14 protein-coding genes are annotated in these 16,175 nt (G+C 51.3%); all 14 read right to left on the bottom strand.

Going from position 1 to position 16,175, the window contains the following annotated elements:
* Positions 1-137: 137 nt before the first annotated feature.
* A complete protein-coding gene (locus tag O3276_RS01525; RefSeq protein ID WP_269674047.1) occupies positions 138-1,142 on the bottom strand; it encodes a hypothetical protein in 1,005 nt (334 codons plus the stop codon).
* 117 nt (positions 1,143-1,259) lie between these two features.
* The gene (locus O3276_RS01530) at positions 1,260-2,354 is read right to left on the bottom strand and encodes a M26 family metallopeptidase (protein ID WP_269674048.1); all 1,095 of its coding nucleotides are present in this window, start codon (positions 2,352-2,354) and stop codon (positions 1,260-1,262) included.
* 91 nt (positions 2,355-2,445) lie between these two features.
* On the bottom strand, positions 2,446-2,730 hold the full coding sequence (locus O3276_RS01535) for a hypothetical protein (protein ID WP_269674049.1): 285 nt from the start codon (positions 2,728-2,730) through the stop codon (positions 2,446-2,448).
* 328 nt (positions 2,731-3,058) lie between these two features.
* Complete coding sequence (locus tag O3276_RS01540) at positions 3,059-3,988, bottom strand: M26 family metallopeptidase (protein ID WP_269674050.1); 930 nt, start codon at positions 3,986-3,988, stop codon at positions 3,059-3,061.
* 559 nt (positions 3,989-4,547) lie between these two features.
* Positions 4,548-5,552, bottom strand: a complete 1,005-nt coding sequence (locus tag O3276_RS01545; RefSeq protein ID WP_269674051.1) for an alpha-L-glutamate ligase-like protein — start codon at positions 5,550-5,552, stop codon at positions 4,548-4,550.
* 12 nt (positions 5,553-5,564) lie between these two features.
* On the bottom strand, positions 5,565-5,954 hold the full coding sequence (locus O3276_RS01550; protein WP_269674052.1) for a 7TM domain-containing protein: 390 nt from the start codon (positions 5,952-5,954) through the stop codon (positions 5,565-5,567).
* Positions 5,955-5,964: 10 nt separating this feature from the next.
* A complete protein-coding gene (locus O3276_RS01555; protein WP_269674053.1) occupies positions 5,965-7,098 on the bottom strand; it encodes a UUP1 family membrane protein in 1,134 nt (377 codons plus the stop codon).
* A gap of 229 nt (positions 7,099-7,327) precedes the next feature.
* Positions 7,328-8,449 carry an ATP-dependent zinc protease family protein gene (locus tag O3276_RS01560; protein WP_269674054.1) on the bottom strand — a complete coding sequence of 374 codons (1,122 nt, stop codon included), beginning with the start codon at positions 8,447-8,449 and terminating at the stop codon, positions 7,328-7,330.
* 420 nt (positions 8,450-8,869) lie between these two features.
* Positions 8,870-10,201 (bottom strand): branched-chain amino acid transport system II carrier protein, encoded by a 1,332-nt coding sequence (gene brnQ, locus O3276_RS01565; RefSeq protein ID WP_269674055.1) that lies wholly within the window; start codon positions 10,199-10,201, stop codon positions 8,870-8,872.
* A 177-nt stretch (positions 10,202-10,378) separates the two neighbouring features.
* On the bottom strand, positions 10,379-10,864 hold the full coding sequence (locus tag O3276_RS01570; protein WP_163373337.1) for an aminoacyl-tRNA deacylase: 486 nt from the start codon (positions 10,862-10,864) through the stop codon (positions 10,379-10,381).
* A 291-nt stretch (positions 10,865-11,155) separates the two neighbouring features.
* Positions 11,156-12,109 (bottom strand): magnesium/cobalt transporter CorA, encoded by a 954-nt coding sequence (gene corA / locus O3276_RS01575; RefSeq protein WP_269674056.1) that lies wholly within the window; start codon positions 12,107-12,109, stop codon positions 11,156-11,158.
* Between the two features lie 485 nt (positions 12,110-12,594).
* Positions 12,595-13,587, bottom strand: a complete 993-nt coding sequence (locus tag O3276_RS01580; protein ID WP_269674057.1) for a hypothetical protein — start codon at positions 13,585-13,587, stop codon at positions 12,595-12,597.
* A complete protein-coding gene (glnD, locus tag O3276_RS01585) occupies positions 13,584-15,308 on the bottom strand; it encodes a [protein-PII] uridylyltransferase (RefSeq protein ID WP_269674058.1) in 1,725 nt (574 codons plus the stop codon). Before glnD ends, O3276_RS01580 begins: the two co-directional genes overlap by 4 nt.
* A complete protein-coding gene (gene map, locus O3276_RS01590; RefSeq protein ID WP_269674059.1) occupies positions 15,308-16,102 on the bottom strand; it encodes a type I methionyl aminopeptidase in 795 nt (264 codons plus the stop codon). The genes glnD and map overlap by 1 nt, the downstream gene beginning before the upstream one ends.
* Between the last annotated feature and the right edge of the window lie 73 nt (positions 16,103-16,175).

The raw sequence follows: 16,175 nt of genomic DNA on the forward strand, positions 1-16,175 counted from the left end.
TGACACGGCTGTTCACCGCCATGGTGTTGGCAACTTCTCCTTCAACCCACCCACCCCCGATGCCGGCTTTTGATTGCCAACTCACGGTTTCGACCGTGCAATTCAACGCTGTGGTGTTGGCAACCGTTCCTCCACGCTTAACAGCCCCCCCCCCCCCGATGCCGGCGTCTGCACGCGAACCCACGGTTTTGACCGTGCTGTCCACCGCCATGATGTTGACAACCGTTCCGTAAACCCACCCCCCCCCCGATGCCGGCTTTTGCATCACCCGAGTTGACAATATGAACATTTTCCGCCCAGATATTACTGACTGTGCCAGTATCATCAACAACACAGGCTGCTAACCCGGTCGTCTTGTGGGAATTTATATCGGCACCAGTAAAGTTAAGGTTCCTGATGCTGCCTTGCAGAGTGTCAACAAAACAGTCAGACAGGCCGCTGATGGTACGGCACTGCCCATCGAACTCCCCGGTGAATGGATGGGTATGATTGCCAATGGATTGATAGTCTTTAGTGACAACAATATCCGCTGTCTGTTGATAGGCACCGTTTAGTGGATAGTCGGGGTGTCGGCCAATCTTGCCCAGGTTTTCTGCATCATTAATCTTTATGGGTGTTGATGCGGTAGTGGGTGTTGACTCTTTAGCGGCTGTTGATGCTGTAGCGGTTGTTGACTCTTTAGCGGCAGTTGTTGCTGTAGTGGGTGTTGACTCTTTAGCGGCTGTTGTTGCTGTAGTGGGTGTTGACTCTTTAGCGGCAGTTGTTGCTGTAGTGGGTGTTGACTCTTTAGCGGCTGTTGATGCTGTAGTGGGTGTTGACTCTTTAGCGGCTGTTGATGCTGTAGTGGGTGTTGACTCTTTAGCGGCTGTTGATGCTGTAGTGGGTGTTGACTCTTTAGCGGCATTTACCGGGCAAACCGATAAATCCAACGCATCCCGAAATCCGGTTCTCGAAGAGCAATTGGCTGTTAACACACGCGGGTCTGCATTTTGGCAAAGAAGCTGATCATTGGAGATGGATCCAAAATCCTTTTTATGGCCATTGACAAAGCTGTTCACCGCCTTGGTTTTGTCAACCGTTCCTAAATTGTCCCCCCCCCCCCCCGATGCCGGCGTGTGAACGGTCACCCTCGGTTGTGACATGGCTGTTCACCGCCGTGGTGTGGGCAACCGTTACTCTGTATACCCACCCCCCCCCCGATGCCGGCGTGTGAACGGTCACCCTCGGTTTTGACATGGCTGTTCACCGCCGTGGTTTTGTTAACTGTTCCGTAAACCTCCCCCACCCCCGATGCCGGCGAATGCAAATTCACCCTCGGTTGTGACATGGCTGTTCACCGCCGTGGTGTGGGCAACCGTTCCTCCATTTATCCCCCCCCCCCCCCCGATGCCGGCGTATGCATATTCACCCTCGGTTGTGACATGGCTGTTCACCGCCGTGGTTTTGTCAACCGTTCCGTAAACCCGCCCAGCCCCGATGCCGGCGCTTGCCGATGTACCCGAGGTTTCGACACTGCTGTTCAACGCTGTGGTGTTGGCAACCGTTCCTTCAATCCGCCCCCCCCCCCCTATGCCGGCGTCTGCATCGTCACCCGAGTTGACAATATGAACGTCTTTCGCCCGGATATTACTGACTGTGCCAGTATCATCAACAACACAGGCTGCTAACCCGGTCGGCTTCGCGGAATTTGTTATATTGGCACGAGTAAACTGAAGGTCACTGATGCTGCCTTCCAGAGTGTCAACAAAACAGTCAGACAGGCCGCTGATGGTATGGCACTGCCCATCGTACTCCCCGGTGAATGTGCCAATGGGTTTATGGTCTTTATTGACAACAATATTCGCTATCTGTTGATAGGTGCCGCTTAGTGGATAGGCGGGATCTCGACCAATCTTGCCCAGGGTTTTTGCATCCTCTATGGGTACCGGGCAAGACGATAAATCCAACGCAACCCGAAATTCAGTTCTCGGAGAGCAATTGGCTTTTAGCACACGTAGGTCTGCTTTTTGGCATAAAAGCTGATCATAGGAGATAGATCCAAAATTCTTTTTATTGCCATTGACAAAGCTGTTCACCGCCTTGGTTTTGTCAACCGTTCCTAAAATGTACCCACCCCCGATGCCGGCGTATGCACGGTCACCCGTGGTTGTGACATGGCTGTTCACCGCCGTGGTGTGGGCAACCGTTCCTTCAATGTAAACCACCCCACCCCCGATGCCGGCGGATGCATATCTACCCTCGGTCTTGACCGTGCTGTACACCGCCGTGGTGTTGGCAACCGGTCCTGTGACCGCCCCCCCCCCCCCGATGCCAGCGTATGATTCATCACCCGAGGTTGTGACATGGCTGTACACCGCCGTGGTGTTGACAACCGTTCCTCCATTTAACCCCCCCCCCCCCCGATGCCAGCGTATGATTCATAACCCGAGGTTGTGACATGGCTGTTCACCGCCGTGGTGTCGGCAACCTTTCCTTCACCCCCCCCCCCCCCCCCCCGATGCCGGCTTTTGCATCTCTACCCTTGGTTTTGACATTGCTGTACACCGCCGTGGTTTTGGCAACCGTTCCTCCACCGTCAACCTCCCCCCCCCCCCCGATGCCGGCGTCTGCATACCAACCCGAGGTTGTGACATGGCTGTTCACCGCCGTGGTGTCGGCAACCGTTCCTCCACGTCGAACCCCCCCCCCCCCCGATGCCGGCGTCTGCATACCAACGCGAGGTTGTGACATTGCTGTTCATCGCCGTGGTGTTGGCAACCGTTCCGTCAACCCGCCCACCCCCGATGCCGGCTAATCCCCATGTACCCGAGGTTTCGACCCTGCTGTTCAACGCTGTGGTGTTGGCAACCTTTCCTCCAGCGTTAATCCCCCCCCCCCCCCCGATGCCGACGTATGCATGAAAACCCACGGCTTTGACTGTGCTGTTCACCGCCGTGGTGTTGGCAACCGTTCCTCCACGTTCAACAATCCCCCCCCCCCGATGCCGGTTTCTGCCCGAGGACCCGTAGTTTTGACATGGCTGTTCACCGCCCTGGTATTGGCAACCGTTCCTCCAGCTTTAACCTCCCCCCCCCCCCCCGATGCCGGCGTCTGCCCGAAAACCCGAGGTTGTGACATGGCTGTTCACCGCCATGATGTTGGCAACCATTCCTTTAACCCGCCCCCCCCCCCCGATGCCGGCGTCTGCATACATACCCGAGTTGACAATATGAACATTGACCGCCCGGATATTACTGACTGTGCCAGTATCATCAACAACACAGGCTGCTAACCCGGTCGTCTTCTGGGAATTTATATTGGCATCAGTAAAGTGAAGGTTCCTGATGCTGCCTTGCAGAGTGTCAACAAAACAGTCAGACAGGCCTCTGATGGTATGGCACTGCCCATCGTACTCCCCGGTGAATGTGCCAATGGGTTTATGGTCTTTACTGACAACAATATCCGCTGTCTGTTGATATTTGCCGTTTGGTGGAAATTCGGGATGTCGACCAATCTTGCCCAGGTCTTCTGCATTATTAATCGATTTCGAATTCGCATACTGAAAAGAACTGGCCAGCGTGCCAAGTGCAAGCAGTCCCTTGGCTCCCTGACTCCCTTGATAGTAGGCCGTGGATGGCTGTTGAAGGGGTACGGTTTTCGAGCCGGGTTCTTTTTCCCGGGTTTCTTTTAATATCTGTGGTAATTCCGGTTTTGCATCCGGCCCGGGCAAACCGCTCCCGGACCAGGCATTGGCCATATCTTTCGCCATGAAAAGGATGGAACTCGATGGCAGGATAGTTGTTGTGGCCAGTCGCAAAAGATCTTTCACTGCTTTGCGGGAATTAAAACTGAGGTGAGGGTCTTCTGTTGGAATCAATGATTTCATAAATGCTTTAGAAACAGCAACGCCATGGCCGAGCCAGGAATATTCGGCACCATTCCCTGAACATTGGGAAGCGCTGTCGCAAATTGGTTGCTGAATTGATTGCTGAATGGGTTGCTGAATCATAAACAGGACTCCTGCTGTTGTATGTATAACAGTGCATTAGAAAGTGCACAAAAAATGACGGTGCACTCCCTTGTTCGTTTATGCAGTGACGTAAAAGTTCCCGGGTTATGTTTTTTTTATAGTGGACGCGATGCCTACGTTAAAAGTGTCGTGTTATCTTTATACTTGAATGGTGGTAAAACTAATTAAAATTAGCGGAAAAAGTAGCGTTTTAATCCTTTTACCTTATTGATGGCCGTTTATTCAGATGTAATTTTGTATTCCTATTCGTCTATGCAGTGACGTAAAATTTTCCATTTTTTTTATTTTAGGGTATAAAAAGTCACACCGTCGTTTATCCATTAGACAATTTCTTTTTTTGCACCATCGAAAACCAGCCCCATCAACCGCCCAAAAAAGAAGCATTCCTGATCAGCATCGTTTTATTCAGTCTGGGAAAATGTCGCCGCCCGCTTCCCGAAAAGCTGGAACCACTTGTGCTTTTGCGGGCAGCGGGGGGCGGGCAGCGTCCGTAGAAATGTCGAAGTTATTTCAGGACAGCTCATCAGCCATTGGGGAATCAGCGCTCTGGTGCAGTGGTCAGGCCAAAATGTTGCTGTGAAAAAGCAACTCGTTCTTCAATAGGCAGGTCATGCTTGCGCAGGGATTCAATCATTTTCAGCCTGGGCTCAATCCCCTGGCCATTGGCAATCTGAATCGCCAGGCCCGGTCGGGCGTTGAGTTCCAGAATCAGAGGGCCAAGATGTTTGTCCAGCACCAGATCGACACCCAGGTAGCCCAGGTTGGTCATCTCATAGCAGGTAGCAGACAGGCATAATATCTTGTGCCAGTGGGGCACGTTGAGGGTTGCGAAATTGTGGCCCGTATCCGGATGCAGGCTGACCGGCAAATCATGCTGCACACTTCTCAGGCTGTTGCCGGTTGCCATGTCCAGGCCGACGCCGACTGCCCCCTGGTGCAGGTTGGCCTTGCCATCGGATTTCCGGGTGGCCAGGCGCATCATTGCCATAACCGGAAAGCCCCGGAACACAATGACCCGGATATCCGGTACACCTTCAAAGCTGTAGTCATTAAAAATGGGGTCAGCAACGATCAGGTTTTCGATGACGGCGACGTCTGATTTGCCGCCCAGACTGTAGAGACCGCCGAGAATATTGGACACATCACGGCTAATGGCGTCAAAGGATAGACTTTCGCCGCTGGCCTTGACGTATCGATCACCATCACGGCCGGTAATCACCAGAATGCCTTTGCCGCCGCTGCCCTTGGCCGGTTTGATAACAAACTTCTCCAGTGGTTCCAGAATGCCCTTTAACTTGCGGATATCGGACTGGTATTCAATCACGCCAATCAGTTTTGGAACATCAACACCGGCTTTCTCGGCCATGCGTTTGGTGGTCAGTTTGTCGTCCACCAGGGGCAGGAGGCGTCTGGGGTTATATCGGGAGATATAATTCAGGTTGCGGCTGTTCATGCTCAGTATCCCGGTCTCTTTGAGCCGGGAGGGTGAGGTAATTGAGTGTTTTGCCAGCGCGTTGTGCACCAGGCTTGTTAACCATCCCATGGAAACCGACCTCTACTTATCTGAATGAACCAGTGGATAGAACCGCTTGAGTTCAAGCAGTCGATAGCCGGTGTACTGACCAAGCAGCAGAACAATGCCCAACAAGGTGAGCATCAGTTCAGGGAAGTTGAAGGTGAGCTGTTCAACAATGGGATTGGACATCAACAGGTAACTCAGGGTGGCTACCAGAAGACTGCCGCCGCCTTCTTTCACGACATCGCCGGGGCCTTCTTCTTCCCAGAGGATGGACATCCGCTCAATGGTCCATGCCAGAATGATCATCGGGAAGAAAGTGACCGTCAGTGCCTGGGTAATGCCCAGTTTCCAGCTGAAGATGCTCATGGCGGCCATGATCAGAATGACAACAATGATGACAGCCCCCAGCCGTGCCACTAGCAGCATGTTTTGCTGACTAAGGAAAGACCGTATCCATAAACCAATGGATACCAGGGGAGGTGAAAATCACCAGCCCGGGTATTAATTGAGTTTGCAGGAAAGCCATGGCAATAAGCACCGGCATAAAGGTACCGGAGGTGCGCAGGCCAACGATGATGCGCATAAATAGCACAACCAATACCCCGATCGGTATCAACAGAATGATCTTGAAGGCATTCTGGACTTCCAATGGCAGGGAGTAGATGGAAAAGTCTATTAAGGCGGCACCATCCTGGTTTGCCTGGGTGAGTGCCAGCTCCCGGGTCGGGGCATTCTGGGAAATAATAGAGAACCTGACGTCAGAGTTAACCCCGCCCATCACATCCAGCAGTGATTTGGCCCCGCGCTGCCAGAGAAAGAAGGCGTCCGGGTTACCTGCTTTACCGGTTTTGGGATCAAAGAGCTGCCATTCGGTGCCATCATACACCTCTATCATGTCGATAATGGGTTGTCTGCGTCGGCCATCTTCCAGGTGCAGGCCCCGGACAATGCGAGCGGGGATATTATTCATGTGGAGTAGATTGACCAGCAAGTCCGGAAGCTTGACCCCTTCTTCCACCATGCCGAGCAGCATATTGGTGTTCTGGCCGGGTTCTTTGGCATTAAACTGGCTGATCATGGAGCCGACAAAACTGACCGTGTCGGCTGAGTGTTCAGTCACCTGTTTTAACAGGCTTTTGGCCGCGGTTTGATAGGGTTCGGGCAGCACGGGCGCAATGAACGGTTCGGGCTGGTCATTCACGTTGGGGTTGATGCCGGGCTCCAGGCGGATCTTAACCTTATAAAACAGATCCTGGCGACCATCCGCTTTGCGGATACTCCAGACGGCACGGCGCTGACCGCCATCGTTGGTCTGGTTAATGCCATAGCCGGGTGAGGCAAAGGATTCATCGAGAATTCTTACATCGGGCTGCTGATCCGGAAGGGTCAGGCTTGCCTGGGCAGCCTGTCCCCGGGCTTTGAAGCTCACCCAGGCTTCAATACTCCAGACAGTAGAGACATCCTTGCCCAATAGCGGAAAACCCAGTGCAAAGTGTTTGTACAGGGTTAATCCCAGGCCGGCGACAATCAGTCCGGCAATCATAAGGCCAAGCTGAAAACGACCTTTCATTCTTTTCCTCGCTTTTAACTGTCTATCCTGGGTTCAGTTGATAGGAAGAACCTGAACCTGCTAACGGCTTTCTGCCGCTCAGGGTGATGTTGCCAACGGCCTTTTAAAGAAGGGAACCACAAAGGCACAGAGACACAAAGTTTTTTCTGGGCTCAGCAAGCAAAAAAGGCCTCCTTTGTGCCTTCGTGTCTTTGTGGTTCAGGGCTTTTATCGCTTTTGCGACACCCACTCAAGGCTGTTTGGTATCCGATGTGTATTCCCTGGATACATCCACAAGCGCTCGTTTCTCAAGGAAACGGGCACCGATCAATGCCGGGAATTCATAGTTTTCCCGGCTGCGCAAAGTGAATTGTGTCGGCACAAGGATGTCACCAATGCTGGCATTCAGCGTGATCACCGGGCGTCGTTCAGGCTCTTCTCCATGACGTTTGATCCGAACAAACCGGGTGACCGGCTCCTGCATGGAGATAAGATCACCAGTGGAGTTTGCCAATCGGAAGCGAACCCAGTCTTTGCCATCTTTTTCAAAAAACTCAATATCCCGTGCATCAATGGAGGAGGTCAGGGCTCCGGTATCAATTCGGGCTTTGAGGACTGTATCGGCATCAGGCAGCGTCATATGTTCAACAGCGCCCACGGTGACCAGACCTTTAATGCTGACCGGTTTGATGATCGCCCTGGTGTAGGATTTCTGGGTAACGGGAACCAGGGCTTTACGGTTATTGGAGCTGATCACCGTTTTAGTGGCAATATGCTTCTGATTGACGTCGATAACGGCCAGATCCTGCATAAAGCTGCGCCCGATCAGCAGTGGTGACTCATAGTTGCTGCGATCTGTCAGTGAAACAGGCACTGACTGGGTAATGTCACCGATGGTTATGGTCATCATGACAATCGGGCGCTCCACCGATGGGAGCCCCGGACGTTTGATCCGGGTGACACTTTTCAGCGGTAACTCCATCAGCTCAGTCCCTTTGGACGTACGATGCAGCTCAAACCTGACCCACTTTTTGCCATCACGCTCAAAAAACTGGATCTCTCTGGCATCCACGGAACTGTTTTCTGCGCCGGTATCCAGCTTTGCCTCCATTTTGAGGTTCAGGTTTGGCAGGGTAGCGGTTTCGTTGATGCCAAGAACGAGCAGGCCATCCTGGTGAGCCGGTGTCTGGATGGTCTGCTCACGAATGGTAATCGTATGGGTATCGGCAGGAGGTTTTGTTTGTGCCTCGGGCTTTGCTGGCACCATGGGGTGTTCCGACGTCTCCGGAACCGGAACGGGTTGGGTAATACGAGAATCGTCCTTGGCAGGACGCTCTTTATTAAAAGCTGTCTGGCATCCGGTTAAAATCATGGTTAAAACAAATAAAGCAGGCAGAGCCAAGTTGCGGAACATGTGACAAGCACTACGTTTTTTGGGGACTATTTAAGGCGCACACATTTTATGCGTGCAGCCATGGCGGTTGCCTGTCATCAACAAAACCGTAGAGCCTAAAGGAGTCCGGTGATAGTGGCTGAAGTATTGGCAACTAAAAGCGAGGAAGCTTACTTGATCTGCCTTCGCTTGCCAATTGTTAATCTTGACTAAATTCTGAGATGTGACGGGAGCCGAAGGTTTATGTCCATAGGGGAGGGAGCAGAAACAGGGGGGTGTTGAAAAATAACTTTTGCTATTAAGGACCTGCTTGCATTTGAGACTGATATTTCAGTAGCCGCTCTATAAGGCAGCCCGGATAGCCAGGCTACCCGGGCAACAAAAAATGGTTGTGATTTATTATGGCGTTTGACAGTTCGAAGCAGGTCTGATGATCAAGCCAATTAGAACGGTAATGATTAATACCGCCAGAGACGGAAGTAGCCAGACCATATGTGCTTCATAGCCGGGAATCATGCTAAAAGGCTGTAATGCTGCCTGTAGCATTGCAAAATCTTTTATGCGCAGAACATCAATGATACTGAAGATGAAAATGACCGCCAGTGTGGCCCGGTAAGTCAGGACGGGCCCGGGCAGCCAGTCACGAATAAGCCCCAGGAAAATCAATGTTATGGAGATTGGGTAGAGAATCAGCAGTACCGGAATAAAAAGGTCAATAATCTCGTTTAACTCCATATTGGCAAAAAAGACACAGACAATGCTGATGATGGTGACGATGGTTCGATAGCTGACCCTATCGAACATTTCATCAAAGTACTCACTGGCGGCGGTGATACAGCCAATGGCCGTGGTCAGGCAGGCCAGGGTGACCACAGCGGCGAGCAGTGCTATCCCGGTGGTTCCGAACAGTGTCTCGGCATAAAGGGTCAGGATTTGCCCGCCGTTGTCCGGCTCGGGGGCTATCTCCCGGCTGGTGGCTCCCAGGTAGAAAAGCGAGAGGTACACCAGGGCAAGCCCGGCCGCTGCGATGATGCCGGTAATGATACTGTAACGAAACAGGCTGGACTTATCTTCAATACCATGGGATTTGAGATTGGTGATGATGACAATGCCGAACATCAGTGCTGCGAGGGCATCCATGGTCATATAACCCTCAAGGAATCCCTTGATAACCGGCGATTCGGTATAAGTACCCATGGCCTGCCCGGGAATGCCGAGCGGTGAAAAAATGGGTGAGAGGCCGAGAATGACCAGCAGGGCAATTAATGCTGGAGTGATCAGTTCGCCTACCGACTCCAGCAGTTTTCCGGGCCGGATAGACAGATACCATGAGATACTGAAAAAGATCAGACTGAATATCAGCTGACTGAGCTTGCCGGGTTCGGCCAGAAACGGTGTGATTCCCACTTCAAAAGAGACCAGGGCGGTTCTTGGAACGGCATACAGGGGGCCAATGATCAGGTAAATGCAGGAGCCAAGGGCGATGATCAGGGCTCTGGGCATTTCGCCACTGATTTCGTTGAATCCGCCACCCACTCTGGCGATGGCAACAATGCCCAATAGTGGCAGGCCGACGCCGGTAAGCAGGAAACCTGCAGCGGCATACCACATATCTTGCCCTGCCAGTTGTCCCACCATGGGGGGGAAAATCAGGTTTCCTGCCCCGAGAAACATGGCAAATACCATAAACCCCATACCGACAATATTCTGTAAACTCAGTTTTTGTTTCATGTTTTCAGCTTCCAGAATTCCCGATTATTGAAGTTTTATCGGGATCTGCTCCTTTTTTACATTAATTAAATGGCCTTTCTGATGACAGATAACCAGCTGCCTGCTATCAGTATGGACGCTATCTGTGAAAGTGGTAGCAGGGCAATCGACGAGCCCGAACAGTGTGGCGGCAATCATTTAATGATTTCCCGGAGGTGCTGAACAAAGGTCATCATGGGGCTGATCATTGCTGATTTGCTGCAAGCTTTCCTGCAACAGGCAAATCAGGGTTTCATGATCACCGGCTTCCAGGAAAACATCCGGGCTTTGGCACAGCCGGTTGTCCCAGAGCACTGCCATATTGTAGGGCTCACCAAAGGGTGGAATGGCTCCGGGTTCGCAGTCTTTGAACCTGGAGTTCAGTTCGTGTTCTGTGGCGAACTGCAGTTTTGAGTTGGTGATTTGGCTCACCTGGTGAATATTGACCCGGTTAGCGGCCGGTAAAATGGCCATCAGGTAGTGATCAAGGCTATCTTTCAGGATCACTGCCTTGGCCAGCTGGTGCAATGGAATTCGGGCGGCGATGGCGCTCTGCACGGAACTTTTGCTGGGTTGATGTCGGATGGTTTGATAGGGAATATGCTGCCTGGCAAGGTAATCGTAAACTGTGTTGGCAATGCTCATGATGGAAATCACCCCAGTAAATTTTGGCTTGAGGTGAAAAGAGTATAGCCGCTGATGGTTTTATTTCAGTGGCTATCGGTATTAAGTAGTTGGCCAAATGGAATCGTATATTTCTGGCTAAGTGGGCAGTTGCTATGCAAGGCGCAACGTAGGGAGCATAGCCGTAGCTATGTGACCGGAGTTGCAACGCCGCACGACTGCATGGATGCAGGAGATAGAGCAACGCAGGAGCAGTTGCCGGGAGTGACTGACAACTTAGTCAGAAATATATGATTTCATTTGGTTAACTACTTACAACCAGCCTTTACGTTTAAAAAACAGAAAGGTGGCTAACGCGCTCAACAACATCAGTCCGAGTGCAATTGGATAGCCGAACTCAATCGAGAGCTCTGGCATGATTTTGAAATTCATCCCGTAAATACTGGCAATCAGTGTCGGCGGAAGGAACATAACGGCGGCCACTGAGAAAATCTTGATTATGTTGTTCTGCTCAAGATTGATGTAGCCCATGGTGGACTCCATCAGAAAGTTGATTTTCTCGAACAGGAAGCCGGTGTGTGGTGTCAGGGATTCAATATCCCGAAGCATATCCCTGATATTGTCTTTCTGTTCATCATTGAGCATATGGCTGCATGCGCGCATCAGGTAACGAAGTGAGCGCTGGGTATCCAGCAGATTCAACCTGACTTTGCCATTCAGGTCCTCCTGAAGTGTGATGGTGCGCAGCTGCTCATCAACATCTTTATACTGCTCTGACAGCGCATTCTGGCTGACTTCTTCCAGGTCCTCGTACACTTCTTCCAGAGTATCAGCAAGGTATTCAACCTTGGCATCAAACAGCGCAATGATCACCTCCAGAGGCGTTGTTGCCTTGATATGCTGGGTTTTAAGGTGTTTACGCATCAGCCTGAATAAGCCGGTGGGCTCATCCTGAAGGGTGATCAGTTTATCGGGTCTGAGGTTGAATGCGACGTTAATATTTCTCAGCTCGTGGCCGGACCTGTGGGGAAACAGGGAGCGAATATGAATACCGCTTTCGGTTTCAAAGTAACGGGAGGAAATTTCAATCTCTCCCAGATCTTCTTCTTCGGGCAGGCAGCCCGGGAAGTGGGTTGTTAACCATTGGTGCTCAGCACTGTCCGGCTCTGTTGCTTCCAGCCATATAGTGCCCTTGGCCGACGGGAAATCTGGCGTTACCCGGTCAATGGAGAATTGGTCATCCTGAGCACTATAGGCAAAGATCATAGTTACTGCCTTATTGATAACGAAATAGATTGGCCGACTCGAAGTTATAGTGCCAGCCACCAAACTATCTATCTGAACGACCAGACCCTGAATATTTTAAAAAACAACGGAGGATATTGTCATTTCAGATGTCAGAGGGTTGCACCGTTTGGTAACAAAAAAGGGGAGGAATTGTACGATAATTGACTTCTATTAGGATAGTGGGAATGTGCCAGGTGCTAATAACCTGGCAGGGCATTATCAGGAAGATTACGGGGCTGAACAGCCTGCACACATTCAGAGGGTGTTTGCAAAAGGTATAAAAGCTTTAAACCACAAAGACACTAATTCACAAAGGAGGTCTCTTTTGTTTGCTGAGCGTAGCTCAGACAAGCCCAAAAAAAAACTTTGTGTCTCTGTGCCTTTGTGGTTCCCTTCTTTTTAATTAAGGCCTTTCACAACACCCTCAGGTTGTGTGGGCAGCGTGCAGGTACAGTACAGGCTATTTACGGTGTAATGGCATCATGGCTTGAAGCTTCACGCAGTACATGGATTAATGCACTGCATATCTCGTTACAGCTCGCCGCCTCCTGAATGGCCTCACCATTATGGTCAGCTATGATAAAACTGTCTTCGACCTTTTCCCCAAAGGTGGCAATTTTGGCACCGTGTACCTGCAGATCCAGTCTGGCGAAGGTCTTGCCGATCAGGGCAAGCAGTCCGGGGCGGTCTGTTGCGGTAATATCCAGCACTGTTTGCCTGGGTTCAATCTGGTTGCTGATCAGCACCGCAGGCTCCCGGTTAAAATAGCGCAGTTGCCTTGGTGTTCGACGGCGGATAAGGTCCGGGAATGTGTCCGGCGCAGACAGGGTATTTTGCAGGTGCGTTTTGATGTCCAGTATCCGTTCGGCATTGGGCCCGATGGCAGAGCCATCTTCTTCAAGCACGGTATAGGTATCAAGGCTGTAGTTACTTCTGGAGGTAATGATACGGGCATCCTGAATGGCCAGTCCCAACTGATGAAACGCCGCTACCGTGGCGGCAAACAGGTTGGACTGGTCATGGGTATAGACAAACACGCTTGACCCCTGGTGCTCATAACCATCGGCAATTTCCGGAATCAGGATCAGTGGTTCTTCTGAGTCATGCTGGAGAATACCTTCGGTCTGCCAGCTGATTTCATCACTTTGATGACGGAGAAAATACTCATCATTAAACTGATCCCAGAGATAGGATATGTCTTCCTCTTTCAAGCCTTGTTCGATTAACAGAGCCATCGCCCGTTGTTTGGTGTTGGCGATCTGCTCATTCATTTCCGGCAGATTATCGACGCCCCGTTTCAATAGCTGGTGGGTTTGCGAGAAAAGCTGTTGCAACAGAGAGGCTCTCCAGCCATTCCAAAGCCCGGGGTTGGTGGCATTAATATCCGCTACAGTGAGAAGGTAAAGGTATTTCAGTCGTTCCCGGGTACCGACACGTCGGGCGAAGTCCTGAATCACTTTCGGGTCAGACAGATCTTTTTCTGAGCGGTGACGGACATGGTCAGGTGTTCCTGCACCAGCCAGACAATCAGCGCAGTATCTTCCTTATTCAGGCCATGAACACGACAGAATTGCTCTGCATCCTCGGCACCGAGCTGGGAGTGATCGCCTCCACGGCCTTTACCGATATCATGGTAAAGGCCTGCCAGATATAGTAATTCCGGTTTGGGAATTCTATGGATGATTCTTGAGGCAATAGGAAACTGCTGGTGGCTCTTTTGATAGGAAAAACTTCGCAGGTACTTTATCAATAACAGGGTGTGGGCATCCACCGTGAGTGTGTGGAAAAGATCGTACTGCATCTGCCCTATGATGCGACCAAACTCCGGAAGGTAGCGACCCAGTATGCCGTAGCGGGCCAGCCTTCTTAACGACGCTGTTAAAGCATAGGGGGCACGCATGAGTTCCAGAAAAAGTCTTGTGCATCTTGGGTCTTTGCGAAAAGTACTGTCTACCAGGTGGCGGTAATCTCTCAGCAGTCGTATGGTTTCAGCGGTGGGGCCCTGGATTGTCTGATCCCGGGTGAGCAGCACAAACATCTCCAGAATAGCGGGCGGGTGTTCGGCAAAGACTCTATCGTGCACGGTTTCAATGTAGTTATTGCATACCTGAAAACGTTCATTAATGGCATGAACTTTATGAACGATGCCAGCGCTGAGGATATCGTCGTCAAAATGTTGCAGCAGCAGGTCTTTCAGCTGGCTGACAATCATGACCGTGCGAAAGTAGCTCTGCATAAACTGCTCTACCGCCAAAGCCCCTGTGTGGTCGTGATAACCGAACTGGCTGGCCAGTGTTCGCTGGTGGTCAAACAGCAGGCGATCTTCTCCCCGCCCGGTCAGGGAGTGAAGTGCCCAGCGGATTTTCCAGAGAAATGCCCGGCATCTCTGCAGCTGCTGATATTCAACATTGCTGAGGAATCCAAGCTCCATAAGCTCAGCGGGATCATGAGTCCCGTAGTGGCGACGGGCTACCCATCCCAGCATATGCAGATCCCGAAGGCCGCCCGGTGAACCCTTGATATTTGGCTCCAGATCATATTCGGTATCATTATATTTACGGTGTCGTTTACGTTGTTCATCGAATTTTGCCTGAAGGTACCGTTGACTGGGCCACATATGTTCAGTATCAATCAGGTCCAACAGGTGTTCGTGCAGAAATGCCGGACCGGATATCACCCGGGACTCTATCAGGTTGGTGATGATGGTCAGATCGTCAGCGGCCTGGCTGGCACACTCATCAAGGGAGCGGACACTGGAGCCGACTTTTAATCCGATGTCCCAGAGTAAGGTCAGGAAATGTTCAATCGCATCCTGATGTTCATCATAATGGTCTTTTTCCAGCAGTATCAGAATGTCGATGTCGGATCCGGGGTGCAGTTCCCCTCTGCCGTAACCGCCAACGGCCAGTAGGGCAATGGGACAGCTGTCACTCCAGTTCAGATGTTCCCAGGCCAGGCGCAGAATCTGATCCATCAACCATGCCCTGGCAAATACCAGTTGCTCTATATCCATACCATCCAGAAACCATTGATCCATTTTGGATGTGGCTTCCTTGAGGCATTTCTTATAGGCCGGAATCGGGGTTTTGGAAATTGTTAAGTCCGCCCGGAACTGACTCTTATTAAAAAGATGGTCCAGAACAGAGGCTGGTATTTTCTGAAACGGATTGCTCATCATCAAAAGTTTTCTTCTTTTCGTTTGGTGAGCACTTCGTAGCCTGTAGCGGTTACAGCAATGGTGTGTTCCCACTGGGCAGAAGGGCGTCGATCTCTGGTTACCGCAGTCCAGCCATCGCCCAGAAGTTTGGTTCCTTTCTTGCCAGCATTGATCATTGGTTCGATAGTAAATGTCATGCCCTCTTGCAGGACACAGTTATTTCTGTCGTTATAACCCTCATAGTGGATGACCTGTGGGTCTTCATGGAACACACTGCCAATGCCATGGCCGCAGTACTCTTCCACAACCGAGAAATGATTGCCGTGGGCATGTTTGGCTATTACACGACCGATATCGCTTAGACGATTGCCTGGTTTCACTTGCTCAATGCCCAGATAGAGACACTCCTGGGTCACCTGTACCAGCCTCTGGTTAAACGGTTGAACGTCACCAACCAGGAACATTTTGCTGGTATCGCCATGGTAGCCATCTTTGATCACAGTGATATCGATATTGACAACGTCGCCGCTTTTCAGAAATTTTTTGTCACTGGGAATGCCGTGACAAACGACCTGGTTGATGGAAATGCAGGTGGACTTGGGGAAGCCGGGTCTGCCCGGGGCTGCGCCGTAGTTCAATGGGGCAGGGATTGCCTTCTGCACATTGACAATATAATCATGGCAGAGGCTATCCAGTTCGCCGGTTGAGACGCCGGGCTGCACATGGGGTTCGATCATTTCCAGCACTTCAGCGGCCAGGCGGCCAGCGATGCGCATCTTTTCAATTTCTTCAGGGGTTTTGATGGTTACATTCATTGTCAGGTCAGGCCACTTAAAGATGCGAAAGTCAAATGATAATTCTTATTATCTTACCAGAATCCCCAAGCGA

It is taken from the genome of Endozoicomonas sp. GU-1, from assembly GCF_027366395.1.
In the GTDB taxonomy this organism is placed as follows: Bacteria; Pseudomonadota; Gammaproteobacteria; order Pseudomonadales; family Endozoicomonadaceae; genus Endozoicomonas.